This window comes from Yersinia sp. 2553 StPb PI, from assembly GCF_052217105.1.
Lineage (GTDB): Bacteria > Pseudomonadota > Gammaproteobacteria > Enterobacterales > Enterobacteriaceae > Yersinia > Yersinia enterocolitica_E.
Genome location: NZ_JAZGPX010000002.1, coordinates 1,048,169 through 1,073,103 on the forward strand (window position 1 = coordinate 1,048,169; position 24,935 = coordinate 1,073,103).

Genomic DNA, 24,935 nt, shown 5'->3' on the forward strand with positions numbered 1-24,935 from the left:
CTCATTATTAACAAAATTGCAAACTTCAGGGGCATCAACACGATGAATCAAACTATCTCTACCCGCGCAAATCAGAAGCGGCTTGCACCACGTCTTTTGTGCGTGATGATCGGTGCGGCATTAGGGACTTTGTCTGCATCTGTATGGGCAGCAACAGCCACAGACAATACGGCTGAAAGCAGCAAAAAGGCTAGCACAACAGCTGATGCCACTCAGGTTGATAGCAGCAAAACAACGGATACTATTACCGTGGTCGGGACGCAAGAGACCTTCCGTGCCGGTGGTAATGATCTTATTCCAACCTATCTGGACGGTCAGGTAGCTAACGGTGGGCGTATTGGCTTCCTGGGGCAGCAAGATGCGCGCAACGTACCTTTTAATGTGATTGGCTACACATCTAAATTGGTAGAAGACCAGCAAGCGCGGACACTGGCTGATGTGGTCAAAAACGATGCTTCAGTACAGAACGTGCGCGGCTACGGTAATGCTTCACAGAACTTCCGTATTCGTGGTTTTAATCTCGATGGGGATGATATCTCGTTCGGCGGTCTGTTCGGCGTACTGCCACGTCAGGTGGTTGATACCAGTATGGTCGAGCGAGTTGAAGTGTTTAAAGGCCCGAACGTATTTGTAAACGGTATTTCGCCGAGCGGCAGCGGTGTGGGAGGGATGATTAACCTGGAGCCTAAACGTGCCGGTGATACTCCATTGACGCGTGTTAGTGTGGATTATACTTCTTCTGCCAAGGTTGGTGGTGCGTTGGATGTCGGTCGCCGCTTTGGTGACAATGACCAATTCGGTGTGCGGGTTAATGTGCTGCACCGCGAAGGCGAAACGGCGATTCATGATCAGAACGAGCGCACGACCGCACTCTCAACCGGTTTAGATTACCGTGGTGACCGCGCCCGTACTTCTTTAGATATTGGATATCAAAAACAAACCGTTCACGGTATGCGTACTGATGTTGCCATTGGTAGTGCGACGGTGATTCCAGAACCACCGGCAGCCACCTTAAACTATGGTCAGCAGTGGGTCTATACCGATATGGCAACCACCTTCGGTATGCTGCGTAGTGAGTATGATTTAAGCCAGAACTGGACGGTATACGGTACCCTCGGTGCCAGCCACAATGACGAAACCGGGCAATATGGCTCACCAACGCTGACTGATAATAATGGCAACGCCACCATCAGCCGTCTGTATGTGCCTTATGTTTCGGACTCTATTGCTGGTTTAGGGGGGATTCGTGGTCATTTTGAAACCGGCCCAGTAACCCATAAGATGAATCTCGGTTATGCCGCTAACTACCGAACGGCTAAATCTGCCTGGAATATGTCAGGGCCAGTAGACACCAATATCTATAACCCAGGGGTAATCCCATTCCCCCCAACTGCTTTTGCTAGCCCTAATCAAGACCCAACACTAAACAGTCAGGTTCGGGCCAGTAGCATCTCGGTGTCGGATACCCTGTCGGCAATGGATGATAAAGTGCAGTTGATGCTCGGGCTGCGCCGTCAGGAAGTGGTTATTCGCAATTTTGACAGTGGTGTACCAGACAGTAAAAACGTGCAAGATGCCATGAAAGTGACACCGGTATATGGCTTGCTGGTTAAACCGTGGGAAAATGTTTCCCTGTATGCTAACCACATTGAAGCATTATCGCCGGGGAAGGTCGCGCCTTGGTATACCGCCAATGCGGGTAATGTTACCGGTATTATTCATGCTAAACAGAATGAAGTTGGCGTGAAATTCGATAACAAGCGCTATGGCGGTACCTTGGCTCTGTTTGAAATCACCAGACCTGCCGGTGCCATTGATGCAACAACCAATATCTACGCCTTGGGTGGTGAACAGCGTAACCGCGGCGTTGAACTGAACGTATTCGGTGAACCGGTATTTGGTACTCGTCTGTTAGGTAGTGCCGTGTGGTTGGACCCGATACTGACCGAAGCGCAAAGCAGCCAAAATAATGGTAATTATGCTGTGGGTGTGGCTCGCTATCAGTTAGTGTTTGGCGGTGAGTACGATATTAAAGCAGTAGAAGGTTTGACGGCTACTGGTACTGTCACACGTTCTGGTTCGCAGTATGCTAACCAAGAAAACACCTTAAAACTAAAACCATGGACCCGTCTGGATCTGGGCATGCGTTACACCATGCCGCTGAAAGAGACCAATCTGATCTGGCGTGCGAATCTCGAGAACGTGACCAACGAACGTTACTGGGAGTCGGTTGAAGATACCGGTACTTATATGTATCAAGGTAATCCGCGTGAGCTAAAACTGTCTGTTTCCATGGACTTCTAATCCGAGGTTGATGCCCGTTTGCTAAGCGGCATCGGAACCATAAAAAACCCCGCGATTCTTTGAATGCGGGGTTTATTTTTGCCCAATGATTTTATCGGCAGAATAGACGCGTTTTAGCCATTAAGCGACCCGATAGATATGCTCATACAGAATATTAAAGCCGATCGCTATCAAGACTATCCCACCAATGATTTCGGCACGCTTACCCAATAATGGGCCAATATAACGGCCAATCAGCATACCTAAGGTAGCCATAATCATGGTCGCCAGACCGATCGCCATGGCGGTGTGGACAATATTCACTTGTAAGAAGGCTAAACCGACACCAATTGCCATAGCATCAAGGCTGGTAGCAATTGCGGTCATGACCAAAACCCAGAAGCTGTGGCTGCGCATTTTTTCAGTCTCTGCAACTTGTTGTTTCGCACCCTCAAAAATCATGCGGCAACCAAGAATAAACAGCAGACTGAAAGCAATCCAGTGATCCCATTCCAGAATATATTGACTGGCGAACAGGCCGATACACCAACCTATGAGTGGGGTGATAGCTTCTATTACGCCAAAAATAAGGCCAGTACGTAGTGCTTCTCGAAAACGGGGTTTGTGTAGACTGGCGCCTTTACCAATAGATGCAGCAAATGCATCCATAGACATAGCAAAAGCAAGGATAAGAGTTGCAGATAGATTCATAGCAATAAACTCGGCCGGGCGGCTCCATATACACGTAACCCACCCCCAACCTAACGACGGAGCTACGTGTCTATGGTCTCGCCAACCTTACCTGGCTACCCGTACCACGTTTCAATAGATGAAACGAGTATGTTGATACGGGCGTTTCTGCTTATCAATAAATACCCTTCAATTACGTTAGGTACAATTGCACAGAAACCGGCTACTCCCCATGAACGGCGCAACCTTAACATATAAATTATTATAGCGACAACCCCAAAGATAATAAGACAAATTACTATTACTGATAATTATTTTCATTATCGAGATTTTTGTGCAAAATAGTACATATAAACATCGATAACAATGTGGGAATAAGCAGGATAAGAGACAAGAGTCTTGCTGGGAAATTAATCAGTTGAGTAGGCACTCAATAGACCTATTTCCCAAGGATGTTGTTTTGTTATTGATTTTCAAGGAAAAAATTATAGATTTTCTCTAGGTCATCTAATTGTTTAACCTGGATTAATAATCTGCGCTGCTCTAAATCAATGACTAAAATTCCATCTTCAGATAAATTCATACTTTTTATTCGGCTATATTCAATAAAAGCATTAGCGTAGAAGAAACCGGTATTTTTAAACAATAATTTGGGCCAACGGATATAAGAGATATAAACCGCAATGAGCGCTAAACCCACTAATAAATAGGTGGTTAACGGTGCACCATTCGCCATGACATTATTGTAAATGAGGATAGCTATCAGTCCGACAAAGATGGCGCAGTCGATTTTGCTTTTACGTTTTAAGTGAACTTGCAGCCGGGTCTTCCCTTTCATCATGTTCATGATGAATTCATCATAAATAGCATAAGCGAGCAGTAGGGCGATAAAAACAATTAAAACGAGATCAGTAACCGACATGCAACAACTCCCAAGAGATACATCCCCATCATCTTTCAAACCACAGGTGTGTTGCTGCCACCTTCCTGCACTTTGAAATCTATTGGGTATTGGTATCTACCCTAAAAAAAACCGGGAGTAAACCCCCGGTTTTTACCAAATCTAATCAGAACATTAAGGTGCCAGGAAGCCAATCCAGTAACCGAAGATACCGATGGCGAAGAAGCCCATAATAATCCACAACGCGTTAACTTTACGACGTAATAGCCACATACAGCCGAACGTTAACAGTAATGGCACCAAACCTGGCATCAACTGGTCAAGAATGGTTTGCACCGTAGTTACTGTGGTCTGACCATTCTGATTGGTTATCTTGGATACCACCACCGGTATGTTGACGTGGGTCCACTTGTTAACCAAGGCCCCCATAACAAACAGGCCGAGGATAGACGCCCCTTCAGTCAGTTTTTGCAGCAGGCCACCGTCCATATCGCTGACGATATTGACGCCTTTTTTATAGCCATAGGCTACACCGTAATAACGGGTCAGCAAACGTACCAGGTTAAACAGTACAAAGAACAGCAATGGGCCAAGTAAACTGCCACTCATTGCGATACCGGCACCAAGAGCTGCCAACACCGGGCGCACAGTACCCCAGAATATTGGGTCACCGACACCTGCCAGCGGCCCCATCAGACCGACTTTTATCCCGTTAATTGCTGCATCGTCAATCTCGGCACCATTGGCTTTCTGCTCTTCCATCGCCAGCGTTACGCCCAGAATTGGCGCGGCAACGAAAGGTTGGGTGTTGAAGAATTCCAAATGACGTTTGATTGCCTGCTTACGCTCTTCCGAGTTCTCAGGGTATAAACGACGGATCGCCGGCACCATTGAGAAGCAGAACCCCAGCGCCTGCATACGTTCGAAGTTCCACGACCCTTGGAAAAGGTTAGAGCGGATAAACACCCCGCGAATATCAGCAGGCGTGAGTTTCTTTTCACCAGTCGCTGTGGTTTTATCAAGCACAGTTGTTGTATCAACCATTTCTCTCACCTTTTCCTAGTCTAATTCGTTATCAAGGTCATTATTGGACGGGCCAGACTGTACAACCTGAGACTTGTTGTATTTAGGACTGAGCTGGATATAAAGAAGGGCCATAACCACACCAATAACACCCAATGCCACCAGGTTGAAGTTGGTAAATGCGGCGGTCACGAAACCTAAGTAGAAGAATGGCATCAGGTAGCCGGCACGCATCATGTTGATAACCATGGCGTAACCTACTACGACGATCATACCACCGGCGATATTCAGGCCACTGGTAACCACATCAGGAATCGAACTGAGCAGCATCTGAACTTCAGATGTCCCAACAGACAGGGCAACGATCAGGGCAGGGATAGCGATACGCATCGCCTGCAAGAACAGGGCTGAAATGTGGATCCAGGTTATCGCTCGTAGGCTGCCACGTTCGGCGGCTCCGTCGGCGGCGTGCTGGAAGGCCACAGTAATGGTACGGACGATAATGGTTAATACCTGACCGGCTGCTGCTAGCGGAATAGCCAGTGCGATACCTGCACCGATGTCTTGGCCACCTGCAATAACCAGAATAGTAGAGATAATCGAGGCTAACGCGGCATCAGGCGCTACTGCAGCCCCGATGTTCATCCAGCCGAGAGCGATCATCTCCAAAGTACCACCGATAATAATACCGGTTTTCATATCACCTAAAACCAGACCTACCAGAGTACAGGCGACCAGGGGACGGTGAAATTGGAACTCATCCAGAATGGAACCCATCCCGGCGATACATGCAACTATGAATATCAGCACAATCTGAAGAGTTGTGATCTCCATTGTACTTCTCCTATGACCAAAAAAGCTGAGTAAAAATAACCGTGTTCCAAACAGAACAGGGCATTACCTTTCTACGTAGTTTTTAATAAAGCTATTTATTAAGTTTGCTGATTAAATCCATCATCTTGAGTCGGCTATCCGAAGAGACTTTCCGAACTTCCAGCTCAATACCACGGGCATTTAATTTATTAAAAGCTTCAATATCTTTTTCATCAACGGAGACCGCATTATTCACCTGGGTTTTACCCTGACGGAATGCCATACCACCGATATTGACTGACTTGATGTCTACACCACCCTCAACCACACGGACGACGTCAGTTGGGTTAGTAAATAACAGCATGACCCTGTCTTTGGCATATTTCGGGTTGTCATAGACGCGAATCGCTTTTTCAACATCAACGACGTGCGCGGTGACGCCGGGAGGAGCAACTTGCTTTAGCAACGTACTGCGCATTTTATCAGCAGCAACTTCGTCGCTGACGACAATAATACGATTTACGTTAGTTTCTTTGGTCCAGCGGGTGGCAACCTGACCATGTATTAAGCGGTCATCAATACGCACCAACCCAATCTTCATATGATCATTGGGGCCTAAAGCGACGGCTGGGGCCGCGACTTTACGTGCAGCGGCAGGGGGTTGCGGTTGAGTGGTAGCCACATCAGGTTCGACGGTTTTTAATGCTTTAACTCCCTCACGACCGGTTTGCACCGCGATTTTAACCAATTCAGCAAATGATGGGTTATCATCACGAGCCATAAAGGTTTCAACCAGCATCGGGATATTAACCCCGGCAACGACCTCATAATTTTCTTTATCAGTAACAATACGACTGGCAGCGTTAAACGGGCTACCACCCCAGGTATCAACCAGGAATAGAACACCACTGCTGGTATCAAGCCCGGTCAATTTACCGTTGTATTTCTCAATCAACGTTTCGGCATTTTCACCGGGGACGAAATCGATATAAGCGACGTTAGCTTGTTCGCCTAAAATCATTTCAGCTGTTTTCAGCAGTTGTTCTGCCGCAGCCCCATGTGTGCCGATGATAATAGCTATACTCACTCGCTACCCCCTCTGTTAACTCAGAATTGAGTCCTAGCACGTAACAGAAAATCCAGTAATCACCCACAGCATTTCGGTATACATTGAATCTATTATGATAGTCACAATATCAGCGTACTGCTGATGATTTATTCGCAACACAAATGAATCGATTCAAGTAGGCCGCTTAATGTTGTTGGATGTGATTTATTTTAGTCAGTGAAAAAATAAATTATGTGACGCTGTTCATTTATTCGGACATGTTATGAATGATTTAGCTTACTTGGGTAATTAATCGACAGTTATATAAACGACATTGATGTATTCAGTTGGGCTGCTAGCGTCATATTAGACTTTTTGTGTTAACTATTTGTGTAATCGGTATAAAAATTGATTCATAACCACTTTTCGGTGAGGGATAAATTTCAGGTATAGAAAAATAGAATCGCGGCTGATGATGAACCTTAAGGTGATGAGATGACTGTTTATCGTGGGTCAGGTAATAAATCCCCCTATGCTGATAAAAAAAATCCTGATAAAGTTAACGGCTCTATTAATTGTCAGGAGTTAAGGGCCTCAGCTCTCCCTATGGACTGTCACCGAAGTTACTGTTTATTTAGCGTTAATACCCAACCAGTGGGTTTAAATCTGGTTACTCAATCACGCACCTTTGCTGCGTATAATCTCACCCAATCTTTCTGCGTATCTATACTGACAACCGTGCTACGGCGTTTTGCTGTATCTGTTGCAGTGCGCACATCATCTAAATCGTGTTCTTATTTTCGGAGTCTGACATGGAATTTCTAATGGACCCCTCAATCTGGGCAGGGTTATTGACACTGGTGGTGCTGGAAATTGTTCTGGGTATTGATAACCTGGTCTTTATTGCCATTCTGGCTGATAAACTCCCCCCCAAACAAAGAGACAAAGCGCGAATCATCGGGCTGTCGCTTGCGCTGATCATGCGCCTGGGGCTGTTGTCGGTCATCTCCTGGATGGTCACGCTGACGACACCACTGTTTAGTGTCGGCAGTTTTAGTTTCTCGGGACGCGACCTTATTTTGCTGGTGGGGGGGCTGTTTTTGCTATTTAAAGCCACCACCGAGCTACATGAACGGCTGGAGGGTAACCAGCACGATGACAGTGCCAATCGAGGCTATGCCAGCTTCTGGGCAGTAGTGGCACAGATTGTGGTGCTGGATGCTGTATTCTCACTCGATGCAGTGATTACTGCGGTGGGGATGGTGAATGACTTGGCGATTATGATGACTGCGGTTGTCATCGCCATGGGCGTGATGTTGTTGGCATCGAAAACACTGACCCGATTTGTCAATGCCCACCCTACGGTGGTGGTGCTGTGTCTGAGCTTCTTGCTGATGATTGGCCTGAGTCTGATTGCTGAAGGCTTTGGTTTCCACATTCCGAAAGGCTATCTGTACGCAGCCATTGGCTTCTCTATTCTGATTGAGCTGTTTAACCAGATTGCGCGCCGTAACTTCATTAAGCATGAGTCACGTTTGCCAAGACGCCAGCGCACGGCTGAAGCCATCATTCGTTTGATGGGGGGGCGTCAGCAGCAGGAACCACAAAATGGTGACTCGCAACAGATGATACCTACCGAGGCATTTGCACAAGAAGAGCGCTATATGATAAGTGGTGTGTTGACATTGGCATCCCGCTCGATGCGTAGTGTGATGACACCACGGACAGAGATATCCTGGGTCGATTGTAATCGCTCACAAGAGGAGATCCGTGAGCAGCTCTTAGATACACCACACAGTTTGTTCCCGGTTTGTCGTGATTCATTGGATCAGATAATCGGCGTGGTTCGCGCCAAAGATCTGTTAGTTGCCATTGAGCGAGGTGACTCTATTTGTGAGTTTGCGGCGACAACGCCACCGATTGTGGTACCCGATACCATGGACGTGATTAATCTGTTGGGTGTATTACGCAAAGCAAAAGGCCGCTTAGTGGTGGTCAATGACGAATTTGGTGTGGTACAGGGTCTGGTAACACCACTTGATGTGTTGGAAGCCATTGCCGGTGAGTTCCCGGATGAAGATGAAACACCAGACATTATCACTGACGGTGATGGCTGGTTGGTGAAAGGAGGCGCGGATTTACACTCTCTGGAACAGGCTCTGGACTGTCACGAACTGGTAAGTCCGACCGCCGATTATGCCTCACTCGCCGGGATGCTGCTGTCTCACTCAGGCCATATGCCAACCGCCGGGGATGTGGTTGAACTGCATAACCTGCGTTTTGAGATTATGGAGGTTTCGGATTACCGTATCGAGTTAGTGCGAATCACCAAACTGAATAACGAACTGGAAGAGTAACACTCTAACAACGAAAAGAGTTTCGGCTAATGCGGGTCATCTTAAGGTGACCCGCATTTTTTAATGGATATTTCAGCGCTTTTTAGTTCGTTTAATTTATCAGACTGATAAATAATACTCATCACACTATTAATTGTTTTTTAATAGACGAAACAATTATAGTTAACTATGTTTTTTATTGTTAATTTCCAGGCCTGCAATTTAAATAAAACTGATATATATAATAACGAAAGCAATAATACTAAAACCCCAGTAAATACTGATGACTATTAAAATAAACAATTGCTCATTAAGTTGTTCACAATCAACAGGTTATGTTTATTTTACGTGTGAATGGAAACAAGTAATAATTAATTAAAATAATAACGCCAAATAAATTGATATATACTATGCTTAAAATCACTTAAGCAAGTCAATGCTCAAGGCAGTTATATGGGTATTTAAACAGAATTTAAGTAGGCATTAAAAACAGTTTAAAATATTGGTTTTAATCTATTTTAAAATGCCAGAATAGAAATTAACTTTCTGTTTTTGATGCCGTATAACCTATATTTTCACCATTCTACCCGCTCGTGATGGAGGTTCTATGAGAAAGATAGTTTTTGTTCTTGTATTAATGCTGTCTTCATTTGGTACATTCGGCCAGGAGACGGCGTCAAGGGCGCTTAGTGATGCATTATCGACACCCATCGCCGCTGAGGTAAATAAAAAAGCGTGCGATACTCAGCCTCAAATACCTCAAGGAGATATTGATTGGTCTGTGTGTTGTGAGATATGTTGCATTCCCGCATGTTTTGGTTGCTAGGCATAACAGTTATTTTTAATCTTTTACTGTGCATCAAGGGGCGCACCGGCATCCCCTTGATGAACACGATTTTTTCAATGTAATAAATTAATTACATTGCACTTTGATAGCCAGACCGCCACGGGATGTTTCGCGATATTTGGCATTCATATCTTTACCGGTCTCAAACATGGTTTCGATAACTTTATCGAGGGAGACGCGTGGATCACTGGTGCGGCGCATCGCCATACGTGCAGAGTTAATGGCTTTTACTGATGCGATGGCATTACGTTCAATACAAGGCACTTGTACCTGGCCGGCAACCGGGTCACAGGTCAGCCCCAAATTGTGTTCCATGCCAATTTCAGCGGCAATACAGACCTTTTCTGGGCTGGCACCCAGTAATTCAGCCAGACCTGCGGCTGCCATTGAGCAGGCAACGCCCACTTCACCTTGACAGCCTACTTCAGCGCCAGAAATAGAGGCATTCATCTTGTACAAAATACCGACAGCACCTGATGACAGGAAATAGCGGATAAAGATTTCCGGGGTGACCGGCTCAATAAAGTGGTCGTAATATGCCAGCACTGCGGGGACGATACCGCAAGCGCCGTTGGTTGGCGCGGTAACAACACGCCCGCCAGCCGCATTTTCTTCATTAACTGCCAGTGCAAACATATTGACCCAATCAATAACGTTCATTGGATCACTGGACAGGCTATCGGAAGAGACTAGCAGGCGGCGCAATGCGGAGGCACGGCGCGGTACACGCAGAGGACCCGGTAATACGCCCTCGGTGTTCAGACCGCGATCAATACAGGCGCGCATGGTCTGCCAGATAGCGGTGAAATAGGCTTCAATCTCTTCTTTGCTGTGCATCGCCAGCTCATTCTGCATCACCATACCGGAGATAGACATGCCGGTTTGCTTGCAGTTTGCCAGAATTTCTTCAGCAGAATTAAATGGATAGGGCACGCTGACGGCATTTACCGCAGCTTTGCCGAAATGCTCTTCATCAACGATGAAACCCCCACCGATTGAATAATAAGTTTTGCTCAGCACTTTCTCATCACCGGCAAAGGCGTGGATTTGCATGCCATTTTCGTGCAGTGGCAGATTATCGCTGCGGAACACCATTCCGCCTTCCCGTGGGAAATCAACTTCACGCAACCCATTGGCAAGCATCAATTTCTGGCTTAATCCCACATCACGGATAAAGGCTGGGATGCTGTCGATATCCACGGTGTCAGGCATATTGCCGGCTAACCCCATAATAATGGCGATATCGGTGTGATGACCTTTCCCTGTCAATGAGAGTGAGCCGTAAACATCAACGGCAACACGCGTGACAGATGGCATCAAGCCCTGAGTCACCAGCAAATCAGCAAACTCCTTGCCAGCTTTCATTGGCCCAACAGTATGAGAGCTGGATGGGCCGATACCAATCTTAAACATGTCAAAAACGCTAATCACGCTATAACTCCTTAACAACGCATTTTGTTATTCCCAGTGCATATGAATGTGACTGAGAATATCTATATTAAGTATAAGAGTTCTGTGGATAGCAGCAGGTTACTTCGCATGATAAATATTTATACATGAAGTATTGCCATCACAGACCCTTGTTTATTTGGGTCCTACTGGTGTTAGCCGCATCGATTTGATGCCGCAACAGTTACATATCACGATCAATTTAGGGCTAAAAAACGATCAAAAACCATATGAAATTAACTACATATGGTGTCTGCCTGTGTTATCACCCACGAACTAAATCGAGAGCAGCTTAGGATGACATCAGTGGCGCTCACTATCAGGTTTTAACCTTACATTTTTAGTGGTTTATAGTGATGAATGTTATTTTACAGATATTTCATAACGCTGACAGGCCAGTTTACAGTTTTTTTAAAATGGTTGTGCAAGGAAAGTAGAGTAAAAATCGATGTGATGGGGTGATAGGGATCGCTTTATGCTGTAATTCAGCTTTTTTAGCGGCAACGCTGTGAGGTGTGTCACTCATTACCCATGCTTGAGTGATGGTTTTAGATTAAATACTCACCTGTTGTGCCAGCCGCCGGATAATTGCCGCCGTCAAGCCCCAGACAAACTGGCTCTCATACCAAGAAAGATAGACCCGGTGATTGACACCTCCACGATGGATATCCAGAGAATAGTAGCGTGAAAGGCTAAGCGCCTCGTGTAAGGGCATTTCAAACAGACCAGCCACCTCTTCTTCATTAGCATGAAAGGCAATATTAGCGGGGATCAAACCAACAATCGGGGTGACCTGATAACCACTGGAACTGTCTAATGGCGCCAGTTGCCCGAGGACATGTACCGCCGAAGCAGGAATAGCGACCTCTTCTTGCGCTTCACGCAGTGCGGTATCAATCAGTGAACTGTCTTCCCTGTCTGCTTTGCCGCCGGGGAAGGCGACCTGACCGGCATGTTTACGCAGATGATCAGAGCGCCGTGTCAGCAGTAAAGTAGGCTCTGGTCGACAGATTATCGGAATTAAAACCGCGGCATGGTGGCTATTGGCCGTAAAGCTGCCAGCTTGGGGCAGTTGCAGTTGAAACCGGCTGATAAATTCAGACAAAGTTTGCCCGATAAATAATTCACTCACAGAATGGCTCGCTTATAAGCTGTCTTTTTCAACGCCAGGCATTTCCAGTTGCGGCAAAATGCGGGCGATTTTATCAAATGTTTCCTGATATTCAGCCTGCTCCTGGCTATCAGCCACAATTCCTCCACCGGCAGAACAATAGATTTTGCCGTTTTCGGTCAACAGCGTGCGGATGGTGATGTTGGTATCCATCGTACCACAGCAACTAATATAGCCAATGTTACCGCAATAGGCATTGCGCCGCTGTGGCTCCAGTTGTTCGATGATCTCCATGGCACGAATCTTCGGTGCTCCGGTTATTGAACCACCGGGGAAGCAGGCTCGAAGCAGCGCCGTCGCCGGGCATTCAGCAGGCAGGGTCGCGGTAATGGTGCTAACTAAATGGTGCACTGCCGGGAAAGGCTCAACAACAAATAACTCAGGCACCCGCACGCTACCTGGTTGTGCCACACGGCCAATATCGTTGCGCAGCAGGTCCACTATCATCAGATTTTCAGCCCGATCTTTCGGTGAGTTAGCTAACCGTTCAGCCTGCAAGCGGTCCTGCTCGGGGAGCTCCAAACGTGGCAGTGTGCCCTTGATCGGGCGGGTTTGAATTTGATGGTTTTCCAGCCATAAAAAGCGCTCCGGCGAGACACTCAGTATGGCGTTGTGTGGCAAGCGGATAAAGGCCGAAAACGGTGCGCGATTACTGCGACTCAACGACAGAAAGGCTTGCCATTCATCACCTTGATATTCAGCACTGAATCTCTGTGCCAGATTAATTTGATAGCAGTCACCACTGTGCAGGTACTCTTGAATCTGGCGGAATTTTTCGCCATATTCCGCCCGCGACATATTGGCCTGCCATGGGCTGGTCAGTGTGAATGACTGGGGAGCTTTAGGACTCTGTTGCTGCTGTAGCCAGAGTAGGCGCTGCTCGGCATCCCCATGACACACCAGCGTCAGCTTCTGCAAATGATGGTCGGCAATCAGCGCCCAGTCATACAAGCCGACCGCCATATCCGGTAATGCGATATCTTGTTCGGCCAGTGTCGGCAACTTCTCAACTCGACGGCCCAGGTCATAACCAAATAACCCCAATGCACCGCCCAGAAATGGCAGGTCAGGGTGTGATGGCAGTGGCAAGGCGAATTTATCGAGCTGCTGCTGTAATAAACAGAAGGGATCTGCCGGGGAGCAGACTCGGCCTTGCGCGCTGATTATCTCCGTTTGCAGGCCCCGAGTGGTGAGTGTTACATGCGGGTCAGCGACCAATATATCAAAACGATTATGAGCATGTTCTGCGAATCCCGAATGCAGCAGCATTGCCCAGCTTTGATTGGCGAGTGGAGCAAATTGTTGGAGCAGGGCGTCAGGCTGATAAGGCAAGGCTTTGATGGTCAGGGATTTCACACTCATGAGTCACTATTCTTTTCTTTCGGATGGACATATTGGGGGCGCGATGACGCAGTTCGCAGCGCGCCGCAGTGAAGATTAGCATAAATTGGCGGGCGGGTCGTCTGGGGCAGTCAATTCACCGCAGACCCGAATAAACAGGTATACTTAATCAATTATATGTTGGAGATGAATCAATGCTAGCGGGTATGCCTTCACTTTCCCATGAGGAACAGCAAGAAGCTGTCGAACGTATTCACAAATTCATGTCAGAAGGTATGAGCAGTGGTGAAGCGATCGCACTGGTGGCCGCAGAAATCCGTGAGCGGCACCAAGATGATCCACAAGCCATGGCTATCTTTGAAGATACTGATTTTGATGATCATGATGAATCTGATTATCGCCGTGATAATGAGCAAGATGCGGATGACATTGAGGATCCGTACGAGGGATAAGCTCGGGATAGCAACTGATTAAACCCGCCGTTAATTGGCGGGTTTTTTATGGGATAACCAGATGAACGGGCTGAGGGTTACCCACTGACCACGACAGCCGCTGCGGCTCGTTTCGCTACTTCGATGGCGGTAGTGATATCATCAGCGACGGCCAGCGCCACCCCTAAACGCCGTTTGCCGGCAATGTCAGGTTTACCAAATAAGCGAATTTGCGTATCGCCAGTCAACGCAGTTTCTAAGCCATGATAAGCAATATTCTGGCTGGTCAATTCAGGTAAAATAACCGCTGAAGCGGCCGCGCCATATTGACGGATAGTGCCAATCGGGAAACCAAGAAATGCCCGGACATGTAATGCGAACTCAGACATATTTTGTGAAATTAACGTCACCATGCCGGTATCGTGCGGGCGCGGTGACACTTCACTGAAAATCACTTCATCGCCACAAACAAATAATTCCACGCCAAATAAGCCATAACCGCCGAGAGCTTTCACCACCTGAGACGCGATCGCTTTTGCGCGCGCCAAGGCGGTCTCACTCATCACCTGTGGTTGCCAAGACTCACGGTAGTCGCCATCTTCCTGACGGTGGCCAATAGGCGCACAAAAATGGATGCCATCAACAGCATTGATTGTCAGCAGGGTAATTTCAAAATCAAAACGAACCAAGCCTTCAACAATCACTCTGCCACCCCCGGCGCGGCCACCTTGTTGGGCATAATCCCAGGCGGTTTGGAGTTGACCTGCATTGCGGATCAGACTTTGGCCTTTACCGGAAGAACTCATTACTGGCTTAACGATACAGGGATAACCCACTTCACTAACGGCCTGACGGAATGCGCTATCAGTGTCGGCGAAACGGTAGCTAGAGGTTGGCAATTGCAGGGTTTCTGCCGCTAAACGGCGAATGCCTTCACGGTTCATCGTCAGCCGGGTTGCCTCGGCACAAGGCACGACCCGTTGGCCCATCATCTCGAGTTCAACCAGCATATCGGTGGCGATAGCTTCTATTTCTGGCACGATATAGTGCGGTTTTTCCTGTTCGACCAACTGTTTCAGCGCCGAGCCATCCAGCATATTAATGACATGGCTGCGATGGGCAACATGCATGGCGGGTGCATCTGCATAGCGATCCACGGCAATCACTTCCAGCCCCAGTCTTTGGCATTCGATAGCCACTTCTTTACCCAACTCGCCAGAGCCAAGCAACATGACACGGGTAGCGCCTGGGCGCAGAGCGGTTCCAATAGTTAGCATAGTTAGGTACCTACATCAGTGGGATAGTTGCACATTTATTTGTCGCGCGATCAATTTTACGGGCGCCAGTATACGGCAAAATGGCAACGAAAACGATTGCGTATCTGGCGAATGGCAGTGAGTCGATATCAATATATGTGCAGCGCATTGCGTATTTGGTTTGTTTTTTGCGGTTTAACTCCGGCAATGCCCCCATTTCTGGTATTATCGCGCCAAAATCTTGCGCTTGCCTTCAGGCTGTCGCTGCCATTCCATCCAGTTATAAGAGTTACTGCCGTGAGCACAACTTCCTTTTCTTCCCTGACGCTGCCTGCTGAGCAGTTGTCCAATCTTAATGAACTTGGCTATACCGAGATGACACCGGTACAGGCTGCGGCTTTACCGGCAATCCTCAACGGGCAGGATGTCCGGGCGAAAGCCAAAACCGGCAGTGGCAAAACTGCGGCATTCGGTATTGGTTTACTCGATAAAATTGCGGTCGGTGAGTTTGTTACCCAGGCATTGGTGCTGTGCCCGACCCGTGAATTGGCTGATCAGGTCAGCAAAGAGTTGCGCCGCTTGGCCCGTTTCACGCAAAACATTAAAATCCTGACCTTGTGCGGTGGCCAACCGATGGGGCATCAATTGGATTCACTGGTACATGCGCCACACATTGTTGTGGGCACGCCGGGGCGTATTCAGGAGCATTTGCGTAAGAAAACACTGGTACTGGAAGATCTTAAGATTCTGGTATTGGATGAGGCTGATCGCATGCTGGATATGGGCTTTACCGATGCCATCGACGATGTCATTGCCTATACCCCGCCACAGCGCCAAACCCTACTGTTCTCAGCCACCTATCCGGTCGGTATCGAACGAATCAGTGCGCGAGTTCAACGCCAACCAATCAATGTTGAAGTTGATGATGGCGATGAAGTTCCTGCCATTGAGCAGGTGTTCTTTGAAACCACCCGCGAAAAACGTTTGCCGCTACTGATATCAGTTCTCAGTCATTATCAGCCGAGTTCTTGTGTGGTTTTCTGTAACACCAAGAAAGATTGCCAAAGTGTCTATGAAGCATTGGAATCTCGTGGAATCAGTGTGCTGGCTTTGCATGGTGACTTAGAACAACGTGACCGTGATCAGGTGCTGGTGCGTTTTGCCAACCGCAGTTGTCGTGTGCTGGTGGCAACCGATGTAGCAGCCCGAGGCCTGGACATTAAAGATCTGGCGCTGGTGGTTAACTTTGAGCTGGCCTTTGACCCAGAGGTTCACGTGCACCGTATTGGTCGTACTGGTCGGGCAGGGATGAGTGGTCTGGCGGTTAGCTTGTGTACACCACAAGAGATGTCCCGCGCGCATGCCATTGAAGATTATCTGCAAATAAAACTGAAATGGACCCCGGCGGAACAGGTGAGCCGTAGTGCTAACACGATGCTAGAGCCTGAAATGGTCACGTTATGCATTGATGGTGGGCGCAAAGCAAAAATTCGCCCAGGTGATATTTTGGGTGCTTTAACCGGTGAGGCCGGTCTGACCGCTGCTGACGTCGGTAAGATTGATATGTTCCCAGTCCATGCCTATGTTGCAATCCGTAAAGCCAGTGCCAAACGTGCCTTACAGCAATTACAACAAGGCAAGATTAAAGGCAAAAACTGCAAAGCCCGTTTATTGAAATAATTACACGAAGGGGAGATGACTGTTGCATCCCCCCGACAACTCACACTATACTGTTTATATGTACAGTTACTTGTGGGCGTGAAAGACATGAAAAGGACATACAGCAATGGCCGTTGAAATAAAATTCGTCGTGGTAAGACAGGGTGAGGAAAAAATGACTTTCACAACCAAAAAAGAAGCCGATGCTTACGATAAAATGCTGGATTTGGCTGACAATTTGTCTGAGTGGCTGTCACAGGCTCCCTTAACCCTTGAAGAAGATCAACGCGAGGCGCTGAGTTTCTTCCTGGCAGAAAATAAAGAGGCTTTGGGGCAAATTCTTCGAGGTGCTAACCCTGCGACTCCTGTCGATGGGCAAGCAAAAGTGAAAGCGGAAAAGAATGTACCAGAGAAAAAAAACAAATCTGAAGAAAATCAAGCCGCTTAATTTGCCAACTTTCAGCAGAAAGTGAAAAAGGGATCTAAAATGAATCGTGAAATCACCTTCTTTAGCCGATTTGAGGCGGATATTCTGGCAGATCGTAAGACGATCACCATCCGGGATAGCAGTGAATCCGATTTCCGCCCAGGGGAAACCTTGCGCGTATGTCGCAATGAAGATGGCGTATTCTTCTGCCACATTATGGTCAAATCAGTCACGCCAATCACGCTGGAGGCACTGTCTGACCGTCATGCGGAGCAAGAAAATATGTCATTGGATGAGCTGAAAAAGGTGATTAAGGAGATCTATCCTGGGCTGGAACAGTTTTATGTGATTGAATTTACGCGGTGTTAATTAAACGGCGTTATCATTATTACCCTGCAACGCTGTTCACTCTGTAACCTACCTTTCAATCATCGTTCCTACCATAGGATAGAAATAATAATATTTGGAGGAATGATGAGAAAGACAGGATTAGCCTTGGTATTGATCACTGCATTGGCGGGTATCACCAGTGGTGTACAGGCCCAAGAGCCGCGAGTAGCGAAATTACCTGCTTGCCCCGGTTTAAACCAATCTCAGGTAGCAACGCAGGTTAAGCGAGATTTTCTGCAAAACAGAATTACGCGTTGGGAAGCGGATAAGAAACAATTGGGTACTGATAGCCCAGTGGTTTGGATTAGCGCGGTAGACATTACAGGCCAGGATGATGTCTGGCAGGTTCCAATGACTGTTCGTGGTAACAAGGGTGACAAAACCTACCAAGTGGTACTTGACTGCAAAGCTGGCAGCATTACCTATAATGGCCCTAAATAGGTATACCTCTCATTAGTAATTGACTCAAATAGGTCTGGGTAGAATAACGTCTGCATAAAGTTAATAGCTGCCAAACAGGTGCTGGAGGAAACGTATCTGGTACCTGTTTATCCCCCCTCACGGCGGATACTCTCTCAGGTCTCTTTTATAATCATATTTATCATTTAATTAGCTCCCTTCAGCTAAATTATAAGCATATGCTGGTGCTTGGCATCCACAGGTAATCGTGTCACTCTCGCGTTAACGAACACAGATGGATAACTCAATCAATGACCATACCTCCAAAGGCCGATAAACGCCCTTATCCAATAACTATGCACGGCGATACCCGTGTAGATGACTATTATTGGCTACGTGATGACGAGCGTACTGACGCCGATGTTCTGAACTACTTGCAAGCTGAAAATGATTTCACCAACGCAGTGTTGCAGCCACAACAACCTTTGCGAGAAACCCTGTATCAAGAGATGGTTTCGCGAATTCCGCCACAGGAAGAATCAGTCCCCTATATCCGCAATGGCTATCGCTATCAGACGCGTTTTGAGCCGGGTAATGAATATGCTATTTACGTGCGTCAACCGGTTTGGGCTGATAGCAGTTGGGAAACGTTATTGGATGGCAACCAACGGGCAGCGGACAGTGAGTTTTATACCTTGGGTGGGTTGGATGTTAGCCCAGATAATCATCTATTAGCGGTTGCAGAGGATTTCTTATCGCGTCGCCAATATGATATTCGGGTGAAACATTTGCAAAGTGATGTTTGGCACGAAGAAGTTATCAGCAATACCTCAGGTAGTTTTGAGTGGGCCAATGATTCAAAAACGCTCTATTACGTGCGCAAACATGAAAAAACATTACTGCCTTATCAAGTGTATCGCCATGTAGTAGGAACCGACCCTCAATTGGACCAACTTATTTATCAGGAAACTGACGATACATTTTATGTTGGGCTGGAAAAAACCACATCTGAACGTTTCATTGTTATTAATCTGAGCAGTACCACTACATCTGAAATCTTGTTGCTGGATGCTGATAAGCCTGAATCCGCACCACAGATGTTTGCACCGCGCCGTAAAGACCATGAATACGGGTTGGACCACTATAAGCAACATTTTTATTTACGCTCAAATAAAGATGGCAAGAATTTCGGTTTGTACAAAATAGCCGAAGAAGGTAAGGAACAACGTGATTTTGCCGATGAATCTCAATGGGTGTCATTAATCGCGCCAACAACTGATGTTATGTTGGAGGGCTTCAGCCTATTCCGTGATTGGTTGGTAGTGGAAGAGCGTAGTGAAGGGCTGACGCATTTACGACAGATTCACTGGGCCACTGACGAAGAGAAATACATTACTTTTGATGATCCAACCTATGTTACCTGGTTGGCTTATAACCCCGAGCCAGAAACAGAATTGCTGCGCTATGGCTACTCCTCTATGACTACACCAAGTTCAATGTTTGAACTTAATATGGATACAGGTACGCGCCAGCTACTGAAACAGCAAGAAGTGAAGAATTTCACCCCGGAAAAGTATCGCAGCGAGCGGATATGGGTCACTGCAACCGACGGCGTAAAAGTGCCGGTTTCATTGGTTTATCACCAAGATCACTTTGTTTCAGGTAGTAATCCACTGTTGGTTTATGGCTATGGCTCATATGGCAGCAGTATGGATCCCGCATTCAGTGGTAGCCGATTAAGCCTATTGGATCGTGGTTTTGTCTTCGCTCTGGCTCATATTCGGGGCGGCGGAGAATTGGGACAGCAGTGGTATGAAGACGGTAAATTGCTCAGCAAGTTAAATACTTTCAACGATTTTATCGATGTTACCAAAGCATTGATAACTGAGGGTTATGGTGATGCTAACCGTGTATTTGCCATGGGAGGCAGTGCTGGTGGCTTGTTGATGGGGACGGTCATCAATCAGGAACCCGGGTTATATAAAGGCGTAGTGGCACAGGTGCCGTTTGTTGATGTGGTAACCACCATGTTGGATGAATCGATTCCTCTCACCACTGGCGAGTATGATGAATGGGGCAACCCGAACGATAAGGCGTATTACGACTATATTAAGCAATACAGTCCTTATGATCAGGTAAAGGCTCAGGATTATCCGCACATGCTGGTGACTACCGGCTTACATGATTCACAGGTTCAATACTGGGAACCGGCAAAGTGGGTCGCCAAGCTGCGTGAAATGAAAACGGATGACCACCAATTATTGCTCTACACCGATATGGATTCAGGTCATGGCGGTAAATCAGGCCGTTTCAAAGCGTATGAAGACATCGCTTTGGAATATGCATTCATACTGGCTTTGGCTTAATCTAGTCAGGAATATTACGTCAGGTAATAGGTCAGGGTATGGCGCATATCTGGCGTAAGGTCAGTTATTGAAGCTAACATCCAACGCAGATAGTCCGGGTCTTGCCGGGCTATCTGTTCAATGCTTTTGCCCCGGTATTTCCCAAATTTAAATGTCTGTAATAACAGCGGCTGCTGTGTTATCTCGGCCATTTGTTCGGCGTTCCAACCAGAGTCTTGCATAATGCGCTGTAATAGCGCCGCAGTGACATAGCAGTCGTATAAAGCACGATGCGGGTATAGATTATCCGGTACTGAAACATTCAGTCGCAAAGCGTAACGCAGATATTGATTACTGTGCTTAATGTCAGGATAGAGCATTCGTGCCAGCTTAAGCGTACAAATCCATTGGCCGCCCATCTCCGGTAATACCCCACGATCAAAAGGCGCATTATGGGCAACATAATATGGGCTGCCTTGATATCTTCTAATCGCCACCGCAATTCGTGGTTTGCCTTCTACCATTTCTTCAGTGATATGGTGGATTACCATCGCATCAATGCTGATTGGTCGGTCTGGACTAATCAGATCACTCATAGGGTTAGCCAATGCTCCATCAACTAAATCAATAGAAGCAACCTCAACAATCCCACCGGCTAAACCACAGGTTTCGGTATCGATAACACGAAAATACATTTCTATCCCCCACCGACTATTGCTAAATAATAGCAACAAAAAACCCGCCTAATATGGCGGGTTGACTGACGAGACGAAAAGCCCGTTTATTCTGCGCTGGTAGAAGATGACTTCTTAGCGCGTTTCTCCGCTTTTTTCTCAGCTGGAGTTTTTAGTGGCTTTTTCTTCGCGTTCTTTTTGCTGTCCATTCCCTTACTCATGGCTTGCCTCTCTTTACCTTCGGTTAGGTTGGTACGCCCACCTATTAACCACCTTATGAGGGTAAGTTGCAAGGAGATAAAGCATCAATGCAATTAATCTATTGTTTAACAACAGTATTATTAAATCTTAATTTATCTTGTTACCGTTTAAATCGTGTTATCCCGAGGATATAACTGCGCAGAATGCATTGAGATATGGCGTAATTATCGCCAGTTGGAGGAATTAATTGGCTGATTGGCGTAAATGTGATGTTTTATCGTTGACCCTGCGTGCTGTATAGGCTTTGATAACTTTAATGTCTAATAACAAACATGGAAAAATAATGGAACAATTACGTGGGCTTTATCCAGCGTATGAACCCTACGACAGTGGTTTATTAGACACCGGCGATGGGCATCAGATTTATTGGGAACTCTGTGGCAACCCAGAAGGTAAACCAGCTGTATTTATACATGGTGGACCGGGAGGGGGTATTGCACCTTATCACCGGCAACTTTTTAACCCTAAAAAATATAAAGTGCTGCTGTTTGATCAACGTGGATGTGGTCGTTCAAAACCCCACGCCAGTCTGGACAATAATACAACCTGGCATTTGGTCGATGATATCGAACGGCTACGCAAAATGGCGGATGTAGATAAGTGGCTGATCTTTGGTGGTTCATGGGGCTCAACACTCGCATTGGCTTATGGTGAAACACACCCCGAACGGGTCAGTGAGATGGTTCTGCGTGGAATTTTCACACTACGCAAAAAAGAGTTGAATTGCTACTACCAGGATGGGGCCTCTCGTTTTTTCCCAGATAAATGGCAACGTATACTTTCCATTTTATCGCCAGAAGAACGGAGTGATATTACTGCTGCTTACCGTAAGCGGCTGACATCACCTGACAAGGCGGTACAACTGGAGGCTGCCAAAATTTGGAGTTTATGGGAAGGTGAAACTGTTACATTATTACCGACCAAAAGCTCTGCTTCCTTTGGCGAAGATGATTTTGCTCTGGCCTTTGCCCGTATTGAAAATCACTATTTTACCCATCTAGGTTTTTTAGACAGTGATAACCAATTGTTGGATAACGTGACACGTATTCGTCATATTCCAGCAGTTATTATTCATGGTCGATATGATATGGCGTGCCAGCCACAGAATGCCTGGGATTTAGCACAAGCCTGGCCAGAGGCTGAATTGCATATTGTCGAAGGTGCGGGGCATTCCTTTGATGAGCCAGGAATTCTGCACCAGTTGATTCTGGCTACAGATAGATTTGCGCGTAAGTCATAATTGTCTTATTCGGTCCACTCCCGCAACTTGATACCTGCGGGAGTTTTTAGTCGCTTACTTTATCTTGGGCTCATACGGTAAGCGTGAGAATTTAATTGATTCAGCACGGTAGTGAGCTAAGCGTTGTAAAAAATACTCACGCAGTTCTTCCGGCTGTTCCCGGGCGATCATTTCAGCAATCACTGGCATATTGTAACGCTCTTTAAACGCCACACCTGAAGCGGCTAAATCAACATTCATTTTTGCCGTTTCTTCGTCAGAAAGCTCCGTCAGATTATATCCCATCGTTTTCTCCTTCTTAGGCTGTGGGGGTATGGCGCAAAAGGTAATGCAGGTAACGTGGATTGGCAAGTAGCGGATGTGACCAAACCATCACATTAATCGGTTATCTGTATTGGGATAATATTAATACCCACTGTAATTAATTATTATTTTAAGGTGAAAATCAAATAATAATCATTCCTTTTAGTATTTTGCCGGTAATGTGAATGATTCTTATAATAATTACGGTAATTTGTGGTATTTACTATTTTATGATTTAAATCAAGTGGTTGAGTTGTCTTTATCTTTTTAATGTTTTTATTGTAAATGGGGTGTTCTTATTTTGTATTTATCTTGGCATAATACGAAAAATAATCATCGCTTACCTGCATTATAAAAATAAGGGAATTATTATGTTGAAAACAGAAATGGCAAAAAAGCTCAATGAGCAGCTTAATCTGGAGTTTTACTCTGCGAATCTTTACCTGCAAATGAGTGCCTGGTGCAGCGATAAAGGTTTTGAAGGTGCTGCGGCATTTTTAAAAGAGCATTCTCAAGAAGAGATGCAGCACATGCAGCGTTTGTTCGAATATCTCAGCGGGACAGGCTCTATGCCGGTTTTGGGTACGATCAGCGCCCCACCAATTGATTTTGCTTCTCTGGCTGATGTATTCAAGCAGACTTACGAGCATGAGCAGCTTATTACTACTCAAATTAATGAACTCGCTCATGCAGCAATGGAAAACCACGATTATTCCACGTTCAATTTCCTGCAATGGTATGTGGCTGAGCAGCATGAAGAAGAAAAACTGTTCAAATCCATTCTTGATAAACTGGCCTTGGTGGGTAACAGCGGTAATTCATTGTTCTTCGTTGATAAAGATCTGAAAACAATGGCGGCCCAAAGCCACGTTCAAGCTTAATCTGTATTGTTAGAGTGATTGACGCAGTTTTTGATTCTCGATCAACAGAATCAGGAACTGCGATTTTCGTTTTTCCCCGCTAACTTAGCTACACAACTCCCTCCATCTTATTGTTTTCGTGCTAATTGCATATTGTTTAGCTATGGTTTCTCGACTTGCTATATTCAAATCGTTATCATTTGCAATAACGACAAGGCAGTGAGTTGAATTGCTGCCCAATTATTGGTGATATTTCAATCACCACTCAGAATTTGGCGTTTTGTTTTGTGTGCTATCTCACAGGTAGTGCAATTGACTGGAAGTGATAGGGGTTCGCGCTGCCAATATAGGATATGGTTGGTAGCAGATTGATTCTTTTCCCCATTGATTAAGGGATACTATGTTTATTCGCAAAGTCCGTTCTTCTTGCCGCATGCTTTCGGCGCTTATTGTGTTGTTTGTTGGGCTATCTAGCCAGCAAGCTCTGGCTCACGCACACCTGAAAATAGAGTCGCCAGCTGCCGATACCACTATCGGTTCAGCACCAGAAGCAGTGACGCTGGGTTTCTCTGAAGGTATTGAACTCAATTTCAGTGGTGTGAAAGTTACCGGCCCTGATAACAATGTAGTGAAAACTGGTGCGTTAAAATTGGATCCGGTGAATAACACACAGTTGATTTTGCCTATTGATCATGCATTAACAGCAGGGAAATATAATGTTTCATGGCACGTGGTGTCTGTCGATGGTCATAAAACCAAAGGCACATACAGCTTCACTGTGAAATAAT

The 24,935-nt window shown here is 46.4% G+C and carries 23 protein-coding genes and 1 riboswitch; of the genes, 12 read left to right on the top strand and 11 right to left on the bottom strand.

Features of this window, described 5'->3' with window-relative positions; translation table 11 throughout:
- Positions 1-42 precede the first annotated feature (42 nt).
- Positions 43-2,304 carry a TonB-dependent receptor gene (locus V2A84_RS06055; protein WP_193784645.1) on the top strand — a complete coding sequence of 754 codons (2,262 nt, stop codon included), beginning with the start codon at positions 43-45 and terminating at the stop codon, positions 2,302-2,304.
- A 120-nt stretch (positions 2,305-2,424) separates the two neighbouring features.
- On the opposite strand, the gene mntP is transcribed toward V2A84_RS06055, so the two are convergent.
- From mntP to manX, 5 genes are all read right to left on the bottom strand, one after another.
- Entirely contained in the window at positions 2,425-2,994 is a 570-nt protein-coding gene (gene mntP, locus V2A84_RS06060) for a manganese efflux pump MntP (protein ID WP_083158590.1), read from the bottom strand.
- A 10-nt stretch (positions 2,995-3,004) separates the two neighbouring features.
- Positions 3,005-3,217: riboswitch (yybP-ykoY riboswitch) on the bottom strand.
- Positions 3,218-3,436: 219 nt separating this feature from the next.
- Positions 3,437-3,895, bottom strand: coding sequence for a DUF986 family protein (locus V2A84_RS06065; protein WP_083158591.1), 459 nt, complete (start codon positions 3,893-3,895; stop codon positions 3,437-3,439).
- Positions 3,896-4,048: 153 nt separating this feature from the next.
- Positions 4,049-4,918, bottom strand: a complete 870-nt coding sequence (locus V2A84_RS06070) for a PTS mannose transporter subunit IID (RefSeq protein ID WP_083158592.1) — start codon at positions 4,916-4,918, stop codon at positions 4,049-4,051.
- A gap of 15 nt (positions 4,919-4,933) precedes the next feature.
- Positions 4,934-5,731 carry a PTS mannose/fructose/sorbose transporter subunit IIC gene (locus tag V2A84_RS06075; protein ID WP_004701713.1) on the bottom strand — a complete coding sequence of 266 codons (798 nt, stop codon included), beginning with the start codon at positions 5,729-5,731 and terminating at the stop codon, positions 4,934-4,936.
- Positions 5,732-5,822: 91 nt separating this feature from the next.
- Complete coding sequence (gene manX / locus V2A84_RS06080; protein WP_083158593.1) at positions 5,823-6,797, bottom strand: PTS mannose transporter subunit IIAB; 975 nt, start codon at positions 6,795-6,797, stop codon at positions 5,823-5,825.
- 773 nt (positions 6,798-7,570) lie between these two features.
- Between manX and V2A84_RS06085 the strand changes: the two genes are divergently transcribed.
- Both V2A84_RS06085 and V2A84_RS06090 read left to right on the top strand, forming a co-directional pair.
- The gene (locus V2A84_RS06085) at positions 7,571-9,115 is read left to right on the top strand and encodes a TerC family protein (RefSeq protein ID WP_083158594.1); all 1,545 of its coding nucleotides are present in this window, start codon (positions 7,571-7,573) and stop codon (positions 9,113-9,115) included.
- 616 nt (positions 9,116-9,731) lie between these two features.
- Positions 9,732-9,920: an ST-I family heat-stable enterotoxin gene (locus tag V2A84_RS06090; RefSeq protein ID WP_280512713.1), complete on the top strand. Its 189-nt coding sequence runs from the start codon at positions 9,732-9,734 to the stop codon at positions 9,918-9,920.
- An 87-nt stretch (positions 9,921-10,007) separates the two neighbouring features.
- Here V2A84_RS06090 and V2A84_RS06095 read toward each other — a convergent pair whose 3' ends face one another.
- The 3 genes from V2A84_RS06095 to pabB all read right to left on the bottom strand — a co-directional run bounded on the left by V2A84_RS06095 (position 10,008) and on the right by pabB (position 13,923).
- Positions 10,008-11,372: an L-serine ammonia-lyase gene (locus V2A84_RS06095; protein WP_083158595.1), complete on the bottom strand. Its 1,365-nt coding sequence runs from the start codon at positions 11,370-11,372 to the stop codon at positions 10,008-10,010.
- Between the two features lie 571 nt (positions 11,373-11,943).
- Positions 11,944-12,522 carry a CoA pyrophosphatase gene (locus V2A84_RS06100; RefSeq protein ID WP_083158596.1) on the bottom strand — a complete coding sequence of 193 codons (579 nt, stop codon included), beginning with the start codon at positions 12,520-12,522 and terminating at the stop codon, positions 11,944-11,946.
- A gap of 12 nt (positions 12,523-12,534) precedes the next feature.
- Entirely contained in the window at positions 12,535-13,923 is a 1,389-nt protein-coding gene (gene pabB, locus V2A84_RS06105; protein WP_442848653.1) for an aminodeoxychorismate synthase component 1, read from the bottom strand.
- 173 nt (positions 13,924-14,096) lie between these two features.
- Here pabB and V2A84_RS06110 point away from each other — a divergent pair, with 173 nt between their 5' ends.
- Positions 14,097-14,354: a YoaH family protein gene (locus V2A84_RS06110; protein WP_083158598.1), complete on the top strand. Its 258-nt coding sequence runs from the start codon at positions 14,097-14,099 to the stop codon at positions 14,352-14,354.
- 77 nt (positions 14,355-14,431) lie between these two features.
- On the opposite strand, the gene purT is transcribed toward V2A84_RS06110, so the two are convergent.
- A complete protein-coding gene (gene purT / locus V2A84_RS06115) occupies positions 14,432-15,610 on the bottom strand; it encodes a formate-dependent phosphoribosylglycinamide formyltransferase (RefSeq protein WP_083158599.1) in 1,179 nt (392 codons plus the stop codon).
- 276 nt (positions 15,611-15,886) lie between these two features.
- Here purT and dbpA point away from each other — a divergent pair, with 276 nt between their 5' ends.
- From dbpA to V2A84_RS06140, 5 genes are all read left to right on the top strand, one after another.
- On the top strand, positions 15,887-17,269 hold the full coding sequence (dbpA, locus tag V2A84_RS06120) for an ATP-dependent RNA helicase DbpA (RefSeq protein ID WP_083158601.1): 1,383 nt from the start codon (positions 15,887-15,889) through the stop codon (positions 17,267-17,269).
- 106 nt (positions 17,270-17,375) lie between these two features.
- Complete coding sequence (locus V2A84_RS06125; RefSeq protein WP_083158602.1) at positions 17,376-17,696, top strand: YebG family protein; 321 nt, start codon at positions 17,376-17,378, stop codon at positions 17,694-17,696.
- Positions 17,697-17,735: 39 nt separating this feature from the next.
- Positions 17,736-18,044: a N(4)-acetylcytidine aminohydrolase gene (yqfB, locus tag V2A84_RS06130; RefSeq protein WP_083158603.1), complete on the top strand. Its 309-nt coding sequence runs from the start codon at positions 17,736-17,738 to the stop codon at positions 18,042-18,044.
- A 105-nt stretch (positions 18,045-18,149) separates the two neighbouring features.
- Positions 18,150-18,506, top strand: coding sequence for a protein YebF (yebF, locus tag V2A84_RS06135; protein ID WP_265331620.1), 357 nt, complete (start codon positions 18,150-18,152; stop codon positions 18,504-18,506).
- Positions 18,507-18,775: 269 nt separating this feature from the next.
- Positions 18,776-20,830, top strand: a complete 2,055-nt coding sequence (locus tag V2A84_RS06140) for a S9 family peptidase (RefSeq protein WP_083158605.1) — start codon at positions 18,776-18,778, stop codon at positions 20,828-20,830.
- Between the two features lie 14 nt (positions 20,831-20,844).
- Here V2A84_RS06140 and exoX read toward each other — a convergent pair whose 3' ends face one another.
- On the bottom strand, positions 20,845-21,504 hold the full coding sequence (gene exoX, locus V2A84_RS06145; protein WP_083158606.1) for an exodeoxyribonuclease X: 660 nt from the start codon (positions 21,502-21,504) through the stop codon (positions 20,845-20,847).
- A 523-nt stretch (positions 21,505-22,027) separates the two neighbouring features.
- Between exoX and pip the strand changes: the two genes are divergently transcribed.
- The gene (pip, locus tag V2A84_RS06150) at positions 22,028-22,984 is read left to right on the top strand and encodes a prolyl aminopeptidase (protein ID WP_442848654.1); all 957 of its coding nucleotides are present in this window, start codon (positions 22,028-22,030) and stop codon (positions 22,982-22,984) included.
- Positions 22,985-23,038: 54 nt separating this feature from the next.
- Here pip and V2A84_RS06155 read toward each other — a convergent pair whose 3' ends face one another.
- Complete coding sequence (locus V2A84_RS06155) at positions 23,039-23,269, bottom strand: DNA polymerase III subunit theta (RefSeq protein ID WP_083158608.1); 231 nt, start codon at positions 23,267-23,269, stop codon at positions 23,039-23,041.
- A 389-nt stretch (positions 23,270-23,658) separates the two neighbouring features.
- Between V2A84_RS06155 and ftnA the strand changes: the two genes are divergently transcribed.
- The gene (ftnA, locus tag V2A84_RS06160; protein ID WP_083158609.1) at positions 23,659-24,168 is read left to right on the top strand and encodes a non-heme ferritin; all 510 of its coding nucleotides are present in this window, start codon (positions 23,659-23,661) and stop codon (positions 24,166-24,168) included.
- 379 nt (positions 24,169-24,547) lie between these two features.
- Positions 24,548-24,934 carry a CopC domain-containing protein YobA gene (yobA, locus tag V2A84_RS06165; protein ID WP_083158610.1) on the top strand — a complete coding sequence of 129 codons (387 nt, stop codon included), beginning with the start codon at positions 24,548-24,550 and terminating at the stop codon, positions 24,932-24,934.
- Position 24,935: the final 1 nt, after the last annotated feature.